Annotated in this window: 16 protein-coding genes; all 16 read right to left on the reverse strand. The window is 32.0% G+C overall.

All coding sequences use genetic code 11. The features are described from left to right. Positions 1-1,377, reverse strand: coding sequence for an asparagine synthase-related protein (locus Q0783_RS08940; protein WP_298894544.1), 1,377 nt, complete (start codon positions 1,375-1,377; stop codon positions 1-3). Between the two features lie 23 nt (positions 1,378-1,400). Continuing rightward, positions 1,401-2,579, reverse strand: a complete 1,179-nt coding sequence (locus Q0783_RS08945) for a glycosyltransferase family 4 protein (protein ID WP_298894545.1) — start codon at positions 2,577-2,579, stop codon at positions 1,401-1,403. Continuing rightward, a complete protein-coding gene (gene asnB / locus Q0783_RS08950) occupies positions 2,576-4,411 on the reverse strand; it encodes an asparagine synthase (glutamine-hydrolyzing) (RefSeq protein ID WP_298894546.1) in 1,836 nt (611 codons plus the stop codon). The genes Q0783_RS08945 and asnB overlap by 4 nt, the downstream gene beginning before the upstream one ends. A 6-nt stretch (positions 4,412-4,417) precedes the next feature. Then, entirely contained in the window at positions 4,418-5,167 is a 750-nt protein-coding gene (locus Q0783_RS08955) for a methyltransferase domain-containing protein (RefSeq protein WP_298894547.1), read from the reverse strand. A 34-nt stretch (positions 5,168-5,201) separates the two neighbouring features. Then, complete coding sequence (locus tag Q0783_RS08960) at positions 5,202-6,221, reverse strand: glycosyltransferase family 4 protein (RefSeq protein WP_298894548.1); 1,020 nt, start codon at positions 6,219-6,221, stop codon at positions 5,202-5,204. 11 nt (positions 6,222-6,232) lie between these two features. Beyond that, positions 6,233-7,093 carry a glycosyltransferase family 2 protein gene (locus Q0783_RS08965; RefSeq protein ID WP_298894549.1) on the reverse strand — a complete coding sequence of 287 codons (861 nt, stop codon included), beginning with the start codon at positions 7,091-7,093 and terminating at the stop codon, positions 6,233-6,235. After that, positions 7,094-7,816 carry a sulfotransferase family 2 domain-containing protein gene (locus tag Q0783_RS08970; RefSeq protein ID WP_298894550.1) on the reverse strand — a complete coding sequence of 241 codons (723 nt, stop codon included), beginning with the start codon at positions 7,814-7,816 and terminating at the stop codon, positions 7,094-7,096. It abuts the gene before it with no gap. A 23-nt stretch (positions 7,817-7,839) separates the two neighbouring features. Then, positions 7,840-8,721, reverse strand: coding sequence for a hypothetical protein (locus Q0783_RS08975; protein WP_298894551.1), 882 nt, complete (start codon positions 8,719-8,721; stop codon positions 7,840-7,842). Positions 8,722-8,727: 6 nt separating this feature from the next. Next, positions 8,728-9,642: a glycosyltransferase family 2 protein gene (locus Q0783_RS08980; RefSeq protein ID WP_298894552.1), complete on the reverse strand. Its 915-nt coding sequence runs from the start codon at positions 9,640-9,642 to the stop codon at positions 8,728-8,730. A 1-nt stretch (position 9,643) separates the two neighbouring features. Beyond that, the gene (locus tag Q0783_RS08985; RefSeq protein WP_298894553.1) at positions 9,644-10,477 is read right to left on the reverse strand and encodes a glycosyltransferase family A protein; all 834 of its coding nucleotides are present in this window, start codon (positions 10,475-10,477) and stop codon (positions 9,644-9,646) included. Continuing rightward, positions 10,470-11,327, reverse strand: a complete 858-nt coding sequence (locus Q0783_RS08990) for a glycosyltransferase family 4 protein (protein WP_298894554.1) — start codon at positions 11,325-11,327, stop codon at positions 10,470-10,472. Before Q0783_RS08990 ends, Q0783_RS08985 begins: the two co-directional genes overlap by 8 nt. A gap of 311 nt (positions 11,328-11,638) precedes the next feature. Further along, positions 11,639-12,598 carry a glycosyltransferase family 2 protein gene (locus Q0783_RS08995; protein WP_298894555.1) on the reverse strand — a complete coding sequence of 320 codons (960 nt, stop codon included), beginning with the start codon at positions 12,596-12,598 and terminating at the stop codon, positions 11,639-11,641. Between the two features lie 84 nt (positions 12,599-12,682). Beyond that, positions 12,683-13,630 carry a sulfotransferase domain-containing protein gene (locus tag Q0783_RS09000; protein ID WP_366915436.1) on the reverse strand — a complete coding sequence of 316 codons (948 nt, stop codon included), beginning with the start codon at positions 13,628-13,630 and terminating at the stop codon, positions 12,683-12,685. After that, positions 13,630-14,733 (reverse strand): glycosyltransferase, encoded by a 1,104-nt coding sequence (locus Q0783_RS09005; protein WP_298894556.1) that lies wholly within the window; start codon positions 14,731-14,733, stop codon positions 13,630-13,632. The genes Q0783_RS09000 and Q0783_RS09005 overlap by 1 nt, the downstream gene beginning before the upstream one ends. A 21-nt stretch (positions 14,734-14,754) precedes the next feature. Further along, the gene (locus tag Q0783_RS09010) at positions 14,755-15,987 is read right to left on the reverse strand and encodes a polysaccharide pyruvyl transferase family protein (RefSeq protein WP_298894557.1); all 1,233 of its coding nucleotides are present in this window, start codon (positions 15,985-15,987) and stop codon (positions 14,755-14,757) included. A gap of 9 nt (positions 15,988-15,996) precedes the next feature. Next, positions 15,997-17,238: an ABC transporter ATP-binding protein gene (locus tag Q0783_RS09015; RefSeq protein WP_298894558.1), complete on the reverse strand. Its 1,242-nt coding sequence runs from the start codon at positions 17,236-17,238 to the stop codon at positions 15,997-15,999. Between the last annotated feature and the right edge of the window lie 6 nt (positions 17,239-17,244).

The following is a 17,244-nucleotide window of genomic DNA, read 5'->3' on the forward strand; positions in this document are numbered from 1 at the left end:
TTAATAGGTCTGTTTAAACTTTGAAAGCACTAATAATATATTTAATGGATGTGCATTTTCTAACGAGTTTCCGTTGTAAAAATCATTTAAATATGCTTCACTAACCGATTTAGACACCCATTGATTGAACGTATTATTTAACAAATAACTCGATAGCATCTCTTTATTAGCATCTCCTAAAAATTGTAATTCCCAATTACGTTGAACATAATCATTTCCAAAGATACTTTGCAGCACTCGTTTAGATTTATTGAGCAATTTATAGGGTAAATTATAAGGTATTTTATTCTTATGGTAATTGTACAGGTTAAATGGTCTTTGGTCTTGCCATTCAATCTTAGCTAATTCTGGCGATTTATTCTTAATATAGGCAATTTGCAACTGTCTATCTTTTAAAAATGCTTCAGGCACTGTACAAATAAATTGACACATCCTATCATCAAAATAAGGTAATGTAATAGGATGATGTGCCTCAAAAACACTTAAATTGATAGATGTCCATCTTGGTGCCCAATACAAAGATTTAAATGCCCGCAACTTAGCATTAGTATCATCAATATTAATCGCATTTAAAAGCGCTTCTATTCTTGTTTTAAAATACGTTTTGAAATCGCCTTCTAATGCCCACAAGTTCCATAGTGTTTCTGCAAATTCTAATCCGCCACGTTTAATTAATTTCTTAGATATCACATCAATTTCTTCATCATTAGACAACTGTGGTAAATTCATGGCATCAAATAACACATCGCCCCAATGCCCTAAAGAAAATACAGTTCCCATATCGGCATATGCATTAAAAACACCCATCTGACGCGGTGTTGTAAAATCTGAATACCCTTGATTGAGTTCAAAAAGTTGATCTATTGAATTCCACAAATAACCTCTTGATATGTCAAAGTCGCGATACTTGAATTGAGATGCCTTAGCTATCTTTTTAGCTATTGCTGTTTCGTTGTAGCCATTCTGAAATTTATAACTGTAAGACATCACATCTGCTCCAACTTGCTTGAGAGCTACAGCCTGTGTTCTACTATCTAAACCTCCTGAAAGTGGTAAAATAACGTGTTCACCTTTCGTTTGCTCTAGAATAATCGACTCTAGTAATGCAGCAAACTCTTGCTCTGCTTGTTCAAAAGGTATATCGCGAGGTGAATAATGCCATTCAAACCATGGTTTAGAATTAATACGGTTCCCTTTGTCATTTATAGAATGTACAGAGGCTGGACCTAATACAACTTCATTTTTCCAATATGTATCCTCATCTAAAAAAAAACCTATAGCCGCAAAAACACAAATAGCCTCAAGATTTAATTCACGAGGTTGATCAACCTTAGCAAAGGTTTGTGATTTTGGTATGATGGTTGTTTTTAACTCCATTAGTTAGGTTGCAACAATATAAATTATTTTAAAACAGATTGATACAATTCTTCAAATTTTCGGATACTATCTAACGCTTGAAAATGATGCTTTACAAAATCGTGCGCATTTTGAGTAATTTCTTTTAGTAGGTCCTCAGAAGATTGTGAGACTTTAATAATTGAATTTGCAATAGCATCAGCATCTCGAACTGGGATAAGCCAACCATTGGTATTTGTTTTTACTACCTCAGCCATTCCGCCACAATTTGTTGCAATCACAGGTAACCCAATAGCCATAGCCTCTAAAACAACATTAGCAATACCTTCTTCTAAACTAGATAACAATTGAACATTAAAGGTCTTCATAAGCCTAAATAAATCGGCCTGTGGTAATCCTTTTAAAATGGTCACGTGGTTTGTTAATTCTAACTGATGGATTTGAAAAAGAACAGCCTCAGATACTGGGTTTGAAGCGATAAATGTCAAATGAAAATCAAAACCTTTGTCTTTTAAAATTTTACAGGCATCTAACGCATATTTATAACCTTTTTTCCAATGAAATCGCCCTACAACACATATGTTAAAAACAGCTGACTCTGGCATTTTATATGCTGAAAAATGCTCAAATGTAGATGCAGGAATAGGCGAATGCACGACTTTAATTTTAGTCGCTTCGGCTTTATAGCGTTGTGCCTCTAGTGAAATTGCCTCAGAAACAGCGTGAAATGCATCCACTTTGGGAAAATTAATCTGATAGCTCTTTGCTAGTGCCTCATTTGCAATTGGTGAATAATTGATATGAGCGCCACGTAAACTAAGTACTAGTTTAACATTTAATGTTTCTTTTAGAAATACCCAATGCTCTAAATCTTTAGCCCATTGTATATGAAAAATATCAGGTTTGTGAAGTATAACTGGTAAAACTCTCACCAAAGTTCTACGTTTGTTATAAGTCCCTTTTTGTTTTTTTACTTCAGAAAATAGAACACTAAGACGTTTTGGATAACGAAACATTAGTATCAAAAACCGATAACATGATATCACAAGACTTTTAAATTTACTCTTGGGATTAGAATAGGTTTTTATACGATTGGAATGGTATTTTTTAGATTTTTGAAGTGTTCCAAATAATAACACGTCATGAGAATTGGCAATACCTTCAATTAAATGCTCAATAAAAGTTGTACTGGGAATGACTCCCGAAAAAACAGCTATTCTCATACTAATTGTTGACTAATTGCCCATTTCTGCCAAGCATAGATATGCCAAACTCCCCAAGCAGACTCATGTTTATTATTGTAGAAATCTTCAATATATTTTTTTACTGCCTGTAAATTAATAATTTCTGCTCCATAAAAAGGCGTTTCTAAGATCACTTTTTCAACATCTTTCTTTAACTCATGTCGTAGCCATGAATTAATTGGCACAGAGAACCCCTTCTTTTGTTTATTTATAAGTGATTTTGGATAATGAGTTTCCATTACCAATTTTAATGGCCGTTTTAAATCCTCTTCATTCTCAAAATTTTCAGGAAGATAATGTAAGGCTGTATCTATAACCTCTTTATCTAAAAAAGGAACTCTAACCTCTAAACTATTTGCCATACTCATTCTATCTACTTTTATCAATACGCGCTGCATATGTGCATAAAACTCGTTATATCGTAACCAACTCAATGTGTTTGAATGATTAGAAACAGTGTACAGTTTATGCATCTCTTTAGACAATTTTTGGTCTTTAAAAAACCCATTCAGTTTATCTTTAAAAATGTAAGTATGCTTTTCTTTAACCCATTCGTCTATAGTTTTGAAATGATATGGTGCCCAAGAATTAGTAATCTTCAATCGATTGGTTAAACGTATTAGAGGCCTACGTAGTGCAAATGGTATTTTAAACCAATGTGCTTTATGCATGACATCTAACATTCTTGGGTAACCAAAAAACAATTCATCTCCTCCATCACCAGATAACATAACTGTATTTGTTTCTCTGGCTTTTTTTGAAATTAAATACGTTGGAATACTGGAATAATCACCAAAAGGCTCAGGAAATTTGCTAAAGTGTTCATCAATTAAGTTGACTAACTCTTCGGTTTTAACATGCTCAACCTTATGATTAACGTTTATATGTTCAGCATAGGCCATTGCATCGTCACTTTCATCAAGTTGCTTATCTTCTACTGAAACTGTAAAGGCTTCAATATTTGGATGCTCTTGTTTGGCGATAGCTGTAATTAACGGACTATCAATACCTCCACTTAAAAAAGTGGCCAAAGGCACATCACTCATTAATTGTCGTTTTACCGCTTTATTAATTTTAGTCTTTAAATCGTTGACAATAGTATCAGACTGTCTTGAAGTTGGCTTTACATCATTAAACACACTGTATTGCTTTTCTTCTATTGATTGATCTGAATTGATCTGAATAAAAGTTCCTGGATTAACTTGAAAAATAGTATCATAGATCGTATTAGGTGATTGCATATAACCAAATCCAAAATACTCCTTAACCAATTCTGAACGCAATTGTAAGTGGTCTTTAAACCACATATGCTTAAATACTTGATCAAATTGGGATGCAGCAACAATACCTTTACTAGACACACCGTAGAATAGAGGTTTAATTCCAGCAAAATCTCTTATTAAATAAATATTTCCTGTTTGCAGATCTTTTACAGTAATAGCAAACATACCATTAAGTTCTGTTATGGTTTGTTCTACACCTATTTTATCTAATAGATGTACTAATACTTCAGAATCTGATGTAGATCTTAAGTTGGAAAGTTCATATCTAATTTCTAAATCTTTGTAGTTGTATAGTTCTCCATTAAAGACAACATGATAGCGCTTTGACGGACTCTGCTTAGGCTGATTTCCGTTAGGAGACAAATCCAATATAGAGAGTCTGTTAAACCCTAATTGATAATTAGAGCCTTTTTCGGTTTGAGTTGCATCAGGACCTCTATGTTTAGATAGACTTAACAGGTTTTGAAAATGTGCAGCTTCAGATACCGATGTTGTTCCAAAAGTAAATTCTGCTAGAAAGCCACACATAGAGTTTTATTTTTTTTCAAAAATAGCCAATATAGTCGAAGAGAACTGTTTTGATGGGTATTTATTCACCCATTTATTTGCTATTTTTTTAAAGAACAAGCGATGTAATTTATAGATGACCTTTTGTACGATATTTAATTCTTGATGTACTGCATGTGGAAATCCCCCAAAATAAGTGAGCTCTTTAATTTTTAGATTGTGTCTAGCAGCAAAATCTCTAAAAACATCTAAGGACATACATTTTAAATTATGAATCGCTAAATTCTTAGGATCTACAAGTCGTTTATAGAGCTTAATGTATCCTTTCATATTAGGAATCATGATAAGCATCTTCCCATGTTCATTTAGATAGCTTACATGATTATCAAGTATGCTGTTGAAATCTTCAAAATGCTCAATAAAACCATTGGAAATTACATAGTCATAAGTTTTTGGTGTCTCATATGTTGTAAAATCTTTTTGAAGAATATCATAATCATTAACATCCAACACATTAAAACTAGCCTCTATTTGTTTTGCATCAGAATTATAGTCTAAGCACGTAGGTTTCACATTGTATTTTGATGCTAAATAGGCTAGATAGCGCCCAGGAAAGCCTCCAATCTCTATTAAGTCTTTACCTTCAGGTCTATCGCCAAAAAGCAAATCCCAATAAGTGTCGTACTGAGAGCAAACATTTATAATTTGTTGCTTCGATACATTATTACGCTTGTAATATGCTTCCCAATATTCTTGTGTTGTGAGTTTATCATCCATAGTTTAAATGAGATTCATCATAACCTTTAATGGTTTAAAATAAGAAATCTTCAGTCATTTTAGATACTTTTTCCCAAGTGTAGGATTGTGCCAATTTGATATGTTTTTTTGAAACGTCATTTAAAAAATCATCATCAGTAAATAATCGCGAGATATAATCTACTGAAGCTTCTATGTCATTCGTCTCAAAAAGCTGTATCCCACTCTCTTCAGTTATATATTCTTTCACTGCTCCAACATTGTTCATTACTAAAGGGCAACCTGTAGCTAAAGCTTCTAAGATTACATTAGAGGCTGTGCACTCTTTAAACGACATTAACACCGCCTTAGATGTTTGATAAAAATCGAGCAGCTCTACATCGTTAATATTACGCGTAATGATTTCAGCGTTTTCGATATGTTCGTATAATTTGGCATGCTCTTCAAACATCACAATAATAAACCTTACATCTAAAACCTCATTGACCCGATTGATTATTTTTAAATTTCTATCATGATCACGATGCGATATACCAAAGATAAAAATCTGGTTTTTTCGCTCACCTTCTATAGCCGGCGGTCTAAAATAACTAGTATCAATACCATGTGGAATGAACTTTATTTCGGCATTGGTATATTGTTTCAAAAACGGAATTTGATTAGATCCCATGACAATAATTTTATCCAAGGCTCCAAGCACTTCTTTTCGATTGTATTGCAACCTGTTTTCAAGCTCATATGGTGGATGATGAAATGTTGCTGAGAGTATGTTTTTTTTAGAACCAAACGGAAATTTCTTCAACAATTTAAGGTAATAATAATCCATTTCGCCATAGATAATATGGACTCTTCTTGTCGTAAATGCCTTCAAGAGTATTTTAAACTCTTTCGTTATATTTTCTCCTTTATAATTAACCAAATTGGTCTTCTTTACAAAGTATCGTCTAATTCTATAAGGCAAGTTATTATGTAGTACTAAACTAAAATCAACACTCAAAAAGTTAATGATTTTTTGATACCCAGAGTACTTTCCAGATCTGGCCCAATCTTTAGAGATGATATAAATTTTAGACATTTACAATGATACTAATTAATGAGCATTTCATATTTGTATTTCAGAAAAATAATAAAAAAGCGAGGTGATAATTTTTCATTAAACGTTTTACGATGCATAATTTTATAAAACCGCCTTTTGATATAAGGTTTTACTAAGTGTTTAATCGTTCCTTTTTCAATTGTATTCACGTATTTTATAAATCGAATATGCTCAACCAAGTACTTATGAAAATACCTCATACTCTTAGTTGTTAGATTTGACAAACCAAACTGCCTGAAATAACTTGTAGTATCGATATTTTCGGTGATATTAAGCGTATTAAAGAATTCAAAATAGAACACTAAATCACCAATCAAGTTATACTCTGAAAATGTAGATGCTTCGAGTTTTGCCTTATCTATAGTTTTAAACATAGCTGTACTTACATTCGAAATTGGACAATTTACAAAGTGCTTTGCTGTAATTGTAAGCTGTGATTCATTAACTACAATTGGATGCTCTAAAGCTTTATTCGTTTTACCTTCTTCTGATATGATTAATGTTTTTGCAACTGAAACATCAAACTTTTGAAGATGCTTCACATGTGTTTCTATAAAATCTAACTCACAAGAATCATCACTTTCAGCAATCCATATATAATCACCTGTAGCTAGATTTAGCCCTTTTTTCCATTGTAGAAATGGAGATCCTGAATTGTTTTCATTGATAATAAAATGAGATACTTTTTCATGTGATGCATAGCGATTTAACACCTCCAGACTGTTATCTGTTGAGGCATCGTCTAGAATAATAAGCTCAAAGTTCTGATACGTTTGATTGACAATACTATCTAGCCTCTCTTCTAAATAATCTGCATGGTTGTAGTTGGGTAAGATTACAGAGACTTTCATCTATTTCTTTAGAAGTTTATTAGTATTGATGATATCGTAATAAGTAAACGGCACCCATGCTTTTCCATCCTCTTTCTTTTTATTCTGAAATATGTAGTCAAGTTTAAGAATATCTTGCTGATATAAATGTTCAAATAATTGCTTTCGTTTTGCGCTAAAAAAGTAGGAATAATGCAACTTATCTTTTGTTTTTATATTCTCATGAAAATCAAATACCTCATCTGCTTTTATAAGCTTAAGTATTTTTTCCATGTCTGCAGAAAACGTTTCAAAATTACCAATGAAATCCATTTTATACTGGTCATCATCAAAAAAATCTGTTTGTGGTCTTAAATGATCACCTCTGTAATCAAAGTTGGTATCATCATTTAAAATACTTGAAAAATTCCCAGATTTATTAAGGTAGTTTATAAATGTATCATTGATCTTCGCTGTTTTTCTTATCCATAAATAATCTGAATACACGCGATCCCACGGATTTCTAATAAAGGTAAACTTAAAATACGTGTTCCATTGCTCTGGAGAGATCAAATCTAATTCAACCAGCTGTTTCGACGTAGCGTGCTGCATATGAATTTTTCTATCAGGACACCAACCATAATGGATATCATAATTTGGTGTTCTGAAATCAAATTTTACATCTGGATTAAAAAATTTATAGACGCTAGTTCCTGCGCATTTTGGAATATGAATAAAAATGATTTTATGCTTATGGTCTATCATCTACTGTCTTCAAAAATTTTAAATTATGGATTGAACTGATTATCAACATATGTTGAGAATTTTATAGCACCTTGACTATTTAAATGCTCTAAATCTGCAAAATCTGCATCTTCTAAAGGAAAGTCAATAAAATCTAAAAATTCTATATCATTAAAATACTCTAATCGTATGCGTTGAAAGGTGTCTTCATTTTTGCGATCATTGTTCTTGCGATGAAGCGGACTCCTAATCAAAGTGATCTTTTTTCCTTTTTCTTTACAATAATCGATTAGCTTCTTTAAATATAAAACATTATGAACTGAAATAGAATCCTTTGAAATTATGTTTGCTGATTCTACTTCGCTCTCAGTAATTTTGTCTAAATCTAATTGGTGATTAAGAGCTTTATATCCTCCAATGATCTTGGTATGATCATTTTTGTCATTGATTAATTTGAGTAGATTTTTATTGGTTGCTACAGCAACCACATTTATATATCCACGAAAATTATGAGTTAATAATAAACGTTGTTCTTTCATCGTCATAAAAGGTGTGTATTTAGGGTATTTATCAGACAAATAGTTATCACCCCAAATCCAATCGTTCTTATTTAACTTTATTTGATCGTTTGTAAACTCAACATAAATATGTTCTATAGCTGGATTATCTTCAATTAATTGTCTTGCTTTTATAAATGTATAGAGATAAGACTCTCCAGATTGCGCATAATTTGATGTGTTTTTTATGTAATTATCATTATACGCACACTCTGCATGTGAATGGCCTAATACAATTGAACTACTGACTGTATCAATTTTAAAATTCGCATTTTTATTAACTAAATTATTAATAAGCACTACAGTACCAACGATAGTTACCACCGCAATCAGTAAGAATAATATAAGTTTATTTACAAATGTCTTCATTACTATTTAAAACTTCATAAAGCGTTTAATTCTCATGAAAATATACTTTATAAAGTAAAAATCTTGATATAAGATAAAATAATATATTCCATAGAAAAAGATATTAAGTTTAGTATGGTGACCAAGTTCAACTTTACGATGTACTTTTAAAGCCCTTTTATAATCGCTATCCTTAACAATATTTGGAAATTCGTCTCTAAAATCCATCAACAGTCGCCTAGTAGTTTCATGCTGAAGGCTTTTATTTCTTGTTACAGAATCATTATTAGCATCTCTACTCATCACAACTAAAACCTCATGAATACCATAAATATTAGAAACCAGTGAAAACCTCATGATAAAATCCCAATCAATGTTCATATTAGGATACTTATCGGTAAATTTTAAATTGTGTTTCTCATGAGTAGATTTACGCCACATCATACAAGTATTGACGACTTTGAGTTGATACTTATATAACAGTAAAAATAGCTCTTCCCCTTTAGGAAATTGCTTTTTATCGATGAGTATTCCAGGAAAGAAAAAGCTCCCATCCTTACTTTTGTACTCAACAATACCAGAAACTAATCCAACGTCTTCTTTTTCGTCCAATACATCAATTTGCCACTGCAAACGTTCTGGCACATAATAGTCGTCCTGCTCAGCCATCGCAAAATATTTTGAACTTGGATGAGCATACTTGATAATAGCATTTAGATTTGGTCCTAGTCCAAGATTCTTGGGATTTTCAAAAATTTTAATTCGTTTGTCACCAAAGCTTTCTGCAATAGTTTTGGAACCGTCCTTTGTACCATCAATACCGATTAGTACTTCAAAATTAGTAAAGGTTTGATTGAGCAAGCTATCAAGTGTTGCCTTTAATGTGTTTTCACCATTATAGACAGGTAAAATAATGCTTATGTATGGTTCTTTGTCTTTCAATTTAAAATTTAAAAAAGCGCGTAACTGGTTTCAGTAAAACGCGTAATGCATTTTTTTTACTATTTACAAGTACTTTAAGTTCATCATTTTCTTTCAAACCTTGAGACATAAATTCTTTAAATGATCCAAGCTGGTTCACGAAAAAATCGGCATGTTTAACACTCACATATCTATAGAGTTCCATTTTATCATCGACAGCAATATCTTTGATCATTGAGTTTTCTTTAATTCTATAGAAAAAACATACCTTATCGATCTTAAAGACTTCGCCTCCAAACTTTAAAATATGTATCCAAAACTCCCAGTCTTCCAGACCTCCTCTCATATGTTCGTCATAACCACCTACACGTTCCCAATCCTCCTTTTTAAACACTGCAGAACAAAATATCACATTGCTTTTTGCTAAATTAAAAAGAGAAAAAGGTCTTAAATTCCATGTTTTATTTTCTAGGCCAAACTTCTCTGCATTACTGTAAACAACCTTTAATGCTGCATCTTCTTTAAAGGCCTTAATCGCCAAATCTATGTAGTCAACACCAATTCTATCATCAGCATCCAGAGGCAGAATATATTCACCTTTCGCGTAACTTATTCCAAAATTTCTAGCGCCTGAAAGTCCTTTATTATCTTGTTTTAAATATGAAAATCGTTGATCTTTTTCAACCCAAGCCTTAGCGATAGCTTCGGTATGATCTGGAGAGTCATCATTAACAATAATACATTCCCAATTCGTATAGATTTGATCTAAAACAGACTGCAAGGCTTCATCTAAATATTGTGCCTGATTATAACATGGCACAACTACAGAAACTAATATGTTTTGATTACTACTCATTGGTTAACAACGTTCTGTAAACTTTATTAAATTGCCGAATTCCAAAGTTTGATTTTGCATAATCTAAGGCATTAGAATGTAATTCTTTTTTAAGTTCAGAATCGTTTGATAAAACTACTATTTTTTCTGCTATTGTCCTTACTATTTGGTCTGGATCTGTTTCAGTTATTAACATCCCATTCTCATTGGTTTTTATATGTTCGCTAATACTTCCAACATTGGTTGCCATAACAATAACACCATAACTCATAGCTTCCATAATTACCAATGGAAAACCTTCTCTATAAGACGTAATTACTAAAATGTCAATACTTTTATAAAAATCTGAAATCGCGCTTTTTTCAGAAAGTTCTCCCAAATACTCCACATTAGAATTTTCTATATGAGCTTTATGAGGTTCGAGAGCCGTTCCTGCCATTTTAAAATTAACAGTTCTATTTTGGTCACCAAGGTGCTTGGCAACTTCTAAAAATAATTGTGGTCTTTTTTCTTTTGACCACCTTCCAAAGAAACCAACAGTTAAGTCTGAAGTCTCATTCCTATGTATACTATTGGTTTCAATGTCAATTCCATTAGGAATACATATGATATGATCTAATCGCTCTTTAGAAATAGTATGCTCTAAATATTGCTGTTCAAAATCCTTCTTTGTTTTAGTATTAATAACGACTCTGTAATCTAAGTGACCAACAAAAGGTATACTGAATTGCTCTAGCCCGTAATCTGGTGCCGAAAACGCATGCGTAAGATCTATTCTTTTTATGTTTGTATTTACATGAGGTAAGAATTGATAATAAAACTCCGTATTACAACCAAAAACCGATATTAATTGCGAACTCTCATTAAGCAATCTTTTTAGTTTTTTAATAAATAAAGTCTTGATATATCCATCATGGCGAACAAATTGAAAAACATCTGAACAACGAGATACTTGATTAAATTTATTTAAGAGCGTGGACCTTTTTGATTGCTTTGTAAATAGCGTGTAGCTTTTAGTCTCTCTTATGGACTTAACAATTTGTAAGTGTACATTTTCGGCACCTCCAATATGATAATACGGAAAAAAGAATACGACTTTAGCCTGTTTTATCTTTTTGGATTCAAACAGAAAAAAGTTTAATAATCGTATGAGTAGTATAACTTTTTTGATTGGTATAAAATTTAGTTATAAAACGTTTTTCGCCTTAACCTATTCCTAAATCGTTGAAAAAAATAATTATAAAATGAATAACCGAGTAAATTATATTTGAGTTTCAAAGACTTTGAAAACGATAAAACTCCTTGCTTTCTAAACAATTTTATAAGATCCAAAGATTCTTTTAACCGACTCGTTTTTAACGGCAAATAAAAACTTTTAAACCAAAGCAAAAGGTAATTTAACAAGTGTTTTTTATGGTCAGATTTTTTGTGATCATCCAGAGTTTTACAAATATCTGGAATAAATAACTTTAAGCTTTTATAGACTTTGTCCTTGTATATCTTCTTATCCATTTCTGCAGGCACATAAACCGTATCATAATCTAGGTCATGACACACTTTAAATTTAACCTCATCTTGTATTAGAGCTCTAATCATTAACTCTGGATCGTTAAATCTTGGGTAACCTTCGGTATAACCATTAAGCATTTTAAGAAATGATCGTTTCCAAATAGGACACATAATTGACCACGCCAATTTAAAGGATAAAAAATCGATTAGATATGAGTCGCTAGGTTCTATACCTTTTTTGGTCACTTTACCATAACCTTTCATACCCATAGGGAAGACTAAAAAATCGTGATCTTGATGATTTTGTATTTGATCTACACGCTGTTGTAAACAAAACGGCATTAAATAATCATCAGAATCTAAAAAGATCACATAATCACCATGTGCATGTTCAAGACCAATATTTCGGCACGTGGGAGCACCCTTTGGTGCTCTTTCTCTTTTGTAATAACTAATACGTTGATCTTTTTTGTGAAATTGCTCTAACAAGTTTAGAGAGTCATCTGTAGAACCATCATCTACCACTATACATTCCCAATTGCTATACGTTTGATCTATAATAGAATTCAAAGCCTTATCAATAATATGAACTCTGTTATATGTGGGAATTATAATGGAGACGGTTGGCGTCATATACTAATGTATTAAATATGTATGCAATATAATAAATTGAGACAGGTTTAAACCGCATTCCTCAATTTCAAATTACAGCTTATATCAACATTTAGGATAAGCATCAAAAGCTGTATAATTTTTAACACCAAAATGGTCCAAAATATCTTGAATCCGTTGTAACTCATCTTGATCGAATTTTTCTAAAAATGATTCAATATGCAAATTGGCATCAGATTTTAAATCATTTTTATCATACACCGTTCGGCTAGGTTTTTTAAAATCTATGTTTTCTAATTTGGTAGTATCATAATTCAAATTCCAAGTTTCAAAAATATGGCTTAGAGATGTTTTAGGATCTAAAATGAAGTTCTCATAATAAACAGAAAGCCATTGGTTATTATCATTGTGATTAATAATTTCAATGTTATCAATACACCAAATGGCGACGTGTTGTTCTAAACGTGTCTGTAAACCGTTTATATAATCTACATGTAGATCATACCTGTCGTTATTGAGTGTTTTCGGCATTGTGAAATTCATTAATTCCGAAGCATTATTAGAAAAAGATTTAATAACAGACAAAGCCGTTGGTATTGGATGTCGTAACAAGTAAATAGGCTTATATTCAAAATCGAACGTATTAACAAACCAAGGCAATAGATTATTAGCTCTTACAAATTTCGTGATGACATATTTTGCTGTAATAGCTTGTTTGAAGCCACAGTACCAAGTAGTCCATTGGTTAATAGTTTTAAATCGAAAAACACGATCAAAAAATCTTTTGTAAGAAAAACTTTTAGAGTTTACAGGTATTAAAGGTTTTTCACCCAAAAAAAATGACACTGGCACAACGCCTTTTTTAACATGGAGCGGTTCCCAATTTACAATGGTATTAGGATAGGTATTTATTTGTTCCATGATCCAAGTACTTCCACTCCTAGGATAACTACATATGAACATTGCCTTTTTAGTTCGGAAAGATTTCAACTTTAAAATAGTAGAAATCATTACAAAACGAAACGATTTAAACAACCTGTTTTTCTTAATCATTAGGATCTAATGGCTTTATCAATGCTGTTATTTAACACTGAAATATGTTTTTCCATACTAAAATTTTGATGGATTCTTTGCTTTCCTGAACGCCCAAGTTCTCTAGCAAAAGACTTATTTACAATCAATTCTATCATATGAGTAGTCATAGTTTGAATATCGTGTTCTTCACATAACAAACCTGTTTCATTGTGGATAATAACATCTTTTATACCAGCATGTCTTGTAGACACTACAGGTAAGCCTGCAATACTTGCCTCTAACACTGATACTGGAGTTCCTTCTTGATCTCCATTTTCAGCTGTTATAGAATGCTGGACAAAAGCTAATGACTCTGCTAGTAAAGTCTTAAATTCTTCTGGTGAAATCACACCTAAAAACCTAACATTATTTTCTAAGCTAAAAGCTTTTACCAAATTTTTACAAGTTTCTAATAATGGTCCGCTACCTGCTAAAAGCAAGGTCGCTTTTGGATATTGAGTTACAACCGATTTAAATGCCAAAATAGAATAATAAGGCGCTTTTTTATCTGTAAATCGTCCAACTGCTAAAAACTGTTGTTTGGTAAACAATGGATCTATATTGTAAAAACTCTTATCTGGAGCACAAGGGTTATAAATAACTTTGTGTTCTGGGCATCCCATTTCAATGAGGTTTTGCTTCATATCATTTGACACAGCAATAACATAATGCGATACTTGAAAAACGGTCTTATAAAAATCATTTGAGGCAATAACGCTTTTCATACTAGCATCATAACCGTGAAAATGTGTAATCAAAGGAATTTTCAAATACTCACATAACCTAGCAACTTTAGTTGCCGTAGGCCCATACTGTGCGAGTACTAGTTCCACTTGATTTTGTTTTAGTGAACTTATAATCTTTTTTTCTTGTAAACTGAAATTGGAAGCACTTATTTTATTAGAAATACGGTCAAAAACGGTAGAATTAATAGAAGTAACTTCTCCTTTATATTCAAAGTGTTTTGGTAATTTACCTCCAAAATAAAAAAATACATCGCCATCCAATTTATCTTTTTGAGCTTTAATAAATGTCTCCGAATATAAATCCTTGGCTGGCGCAATGATGGCTATTTTACTCATTTTTTGAATTCGTTACTCAAATTAAACTATAGTTTTTAACTCAAGAAGGTGCTGTTTAACAATCTTTTCCTGAGCCTTCTTAATGTCTGAAATATTATTCAAATACGATGCATGATTCAAAAAAAAGTTGTCAACTTTTTCCGTCCAAACCGGAAATTCTTCTTTAAAAGAAAAGCAAAAATCAGCAAGATTCATCGTATCGTAAATGCCTAAAGTTTTATCTTCATATGCTATATTTAAAGCTGGAGTATTTGACAAAAGAGAAAGAATAGCACCATGTAATCGCATACCAATATATGCATCATAAGAACTAAATTGGTGCACAAGCTCATTTAACTCGAATTTCTGATCATTTAAAACACATTTCTTTTGTTCTTCAGTATCTAATAAAGCGATAATCTGTTTTGCAAAAATAGAATCGTCTTTATAATCTTTAACCCCTTGACAGGTGGATATGAAATGTAAATCATAGCCCTCTTTAATAAGATATTTACATAATAATAGAGCTTTGTCTTTAATGTGTTCACCTTCTTCTTCATAGGGCCACTCCCTAAAATTCAAAGCAATTTTATGTATTCCAGAACCTACTTTCATTGTCTCAGAAAACTCAGAATTTAAATAGAACGCTAGATCTGTACTCACAACAACATTGTCACCATCATAACCGATAGATTTTAAGTGAGACAATGAATATTGTTCTCTTAGAATCACTTTGTGGGCATTCTTAAAGAAATGTATCAGTTTAGGATAATTTTGGGTATTCCAGAATGGTCCAACAGATTGAAAAAAAACGGCATAGGGTTTATTTAATTTTTCATTAATAAGCCTTACAGTTTCTAATCGCTTATCAAAACCATAATGATCGTGAATATAACCTCCTGCGCTTAAAATTACAGCGTCAGATTCTTTTAAAATAGCATACACTCTTTTTTCTCGCTTTGATGCCAACAATCTAGACCAAAAGCTAGTGTAAGGCACAGCGAAAGTAGTATTAAAAAATTGTCTTACTTTCTTTTTAACTTTATGAAAGAATTGGTTTTCATCGGCATCTGCTTTAAGTAATGCATACTCCCAATCATAATCAAATTTAGTATAACCTATATAGTGTCTAGCTAACTCTGGATTATCACTTAAGACTTTTACTTGTGGAGTATCGAAAACAGCATTTAATCCTTGTAATGTTGCATATAATAAAGCTTCATCACCTCCATTAACAGGAACAGAATTTATAACGACTATTTTCTTTTTTTGCATTTTACACTATTAGTTAGACGACCAAGAATGGTCCACAAATACATTTATCTTTTCTAGTCTAGGTAGCTTATTCGTATTGAAGAAATCGCCATTAACCACTGAAAACCTCAAACATTCATTATGTTTTTCATGTTCATCTTTATTGTATTGTAATACTATGTTTGTGTAATAACTTCCTTGTATTAGTGGATTCTTATCCAAGTGGCAAACAATTTCACCTTTAGCATTCATTTCTAGGCTATTCATAAAGTCTTTACTCGATAAATGCATAACCTTTTCATCTTTTTTATTGTAAATCCCAATGAGTATATTAAAATCTCCTTTAGGTTTAGAGTTCATATTTATCTTGAAACTTAGTGTACTTCCAGTTAAAAAAGTTTTGTTCTCACTTAAAACTTCAATGTCTTTTACATGAGTATTTTCATCTTTGCTTACATAATGCATAACATCATGATCTTCTTCACCTATAGAAAGATATTTATTAATAGCTTCATCTGTGTCACCATTATAAACAATTTCTCCATGTTCTAATACAATTGTTCGTGAGCATAGACGTTTTACTGCAGCCATATTGTGACTTACAAAAAGAACCGTTCGACCGTCTCCTTGAGAAATATCTTGCATCTTACCTACAGCCTTCTTTTGAAACTCAGCATCTCCAACCGCTAAAACCTCATCGATTACCAAAATATCTGGCTCTAAAAATGCAGCTACAGCAAAGGCTAGTCGCACTCTCATACCAGAACTATATCGTTTTACTGGTGTATCTACATAACGTTGGCATCCTGAAAATTCAACGATTTCATCTAATTTGTTAGAAATTTCAGATTTATTCATTCCTAGAATAGCGCCATTTAAAAAGATGTTTTCTCTTCCTGTTAATTCGGGATGAAAACCCGTTCCTACCTCAAGCAATGAAGCAATTCGGCCTCTAGTTTTGATCTCACCAATAGTTGGTGTTGTTACTCGAGATAATATTTTTAACAGTGTTGATTTACCAGCTCCATTTTTTCCGATAATTCCAAGTACTTCTCCTTTCTCCACTTCAAAATCAACATCGCGTAAGGCCCAAACATAATCACTTTCGGCTTTTGTACTTCTATCGTTACTATCACCTACTCTTAGGTATGGATCTTCTTTGCCTCTTAGTTTATGCCACCAACGATTAAGATCATGGCTCAAAGTCCCAGTACCTATAAGACCAAGTCGGTATTGTTTTGAAATATTTGATGCCTTTAAAATAACACTCATAGTTTA

This window comes from uncultured Psychroserpens sp. (assembly GCF_947500255.1).
Lineage (GTDB): Bacteria > Bacteroidota > Bacteroidia > Flavobacteriales > Flavobacteriaceae > Psychroserpens.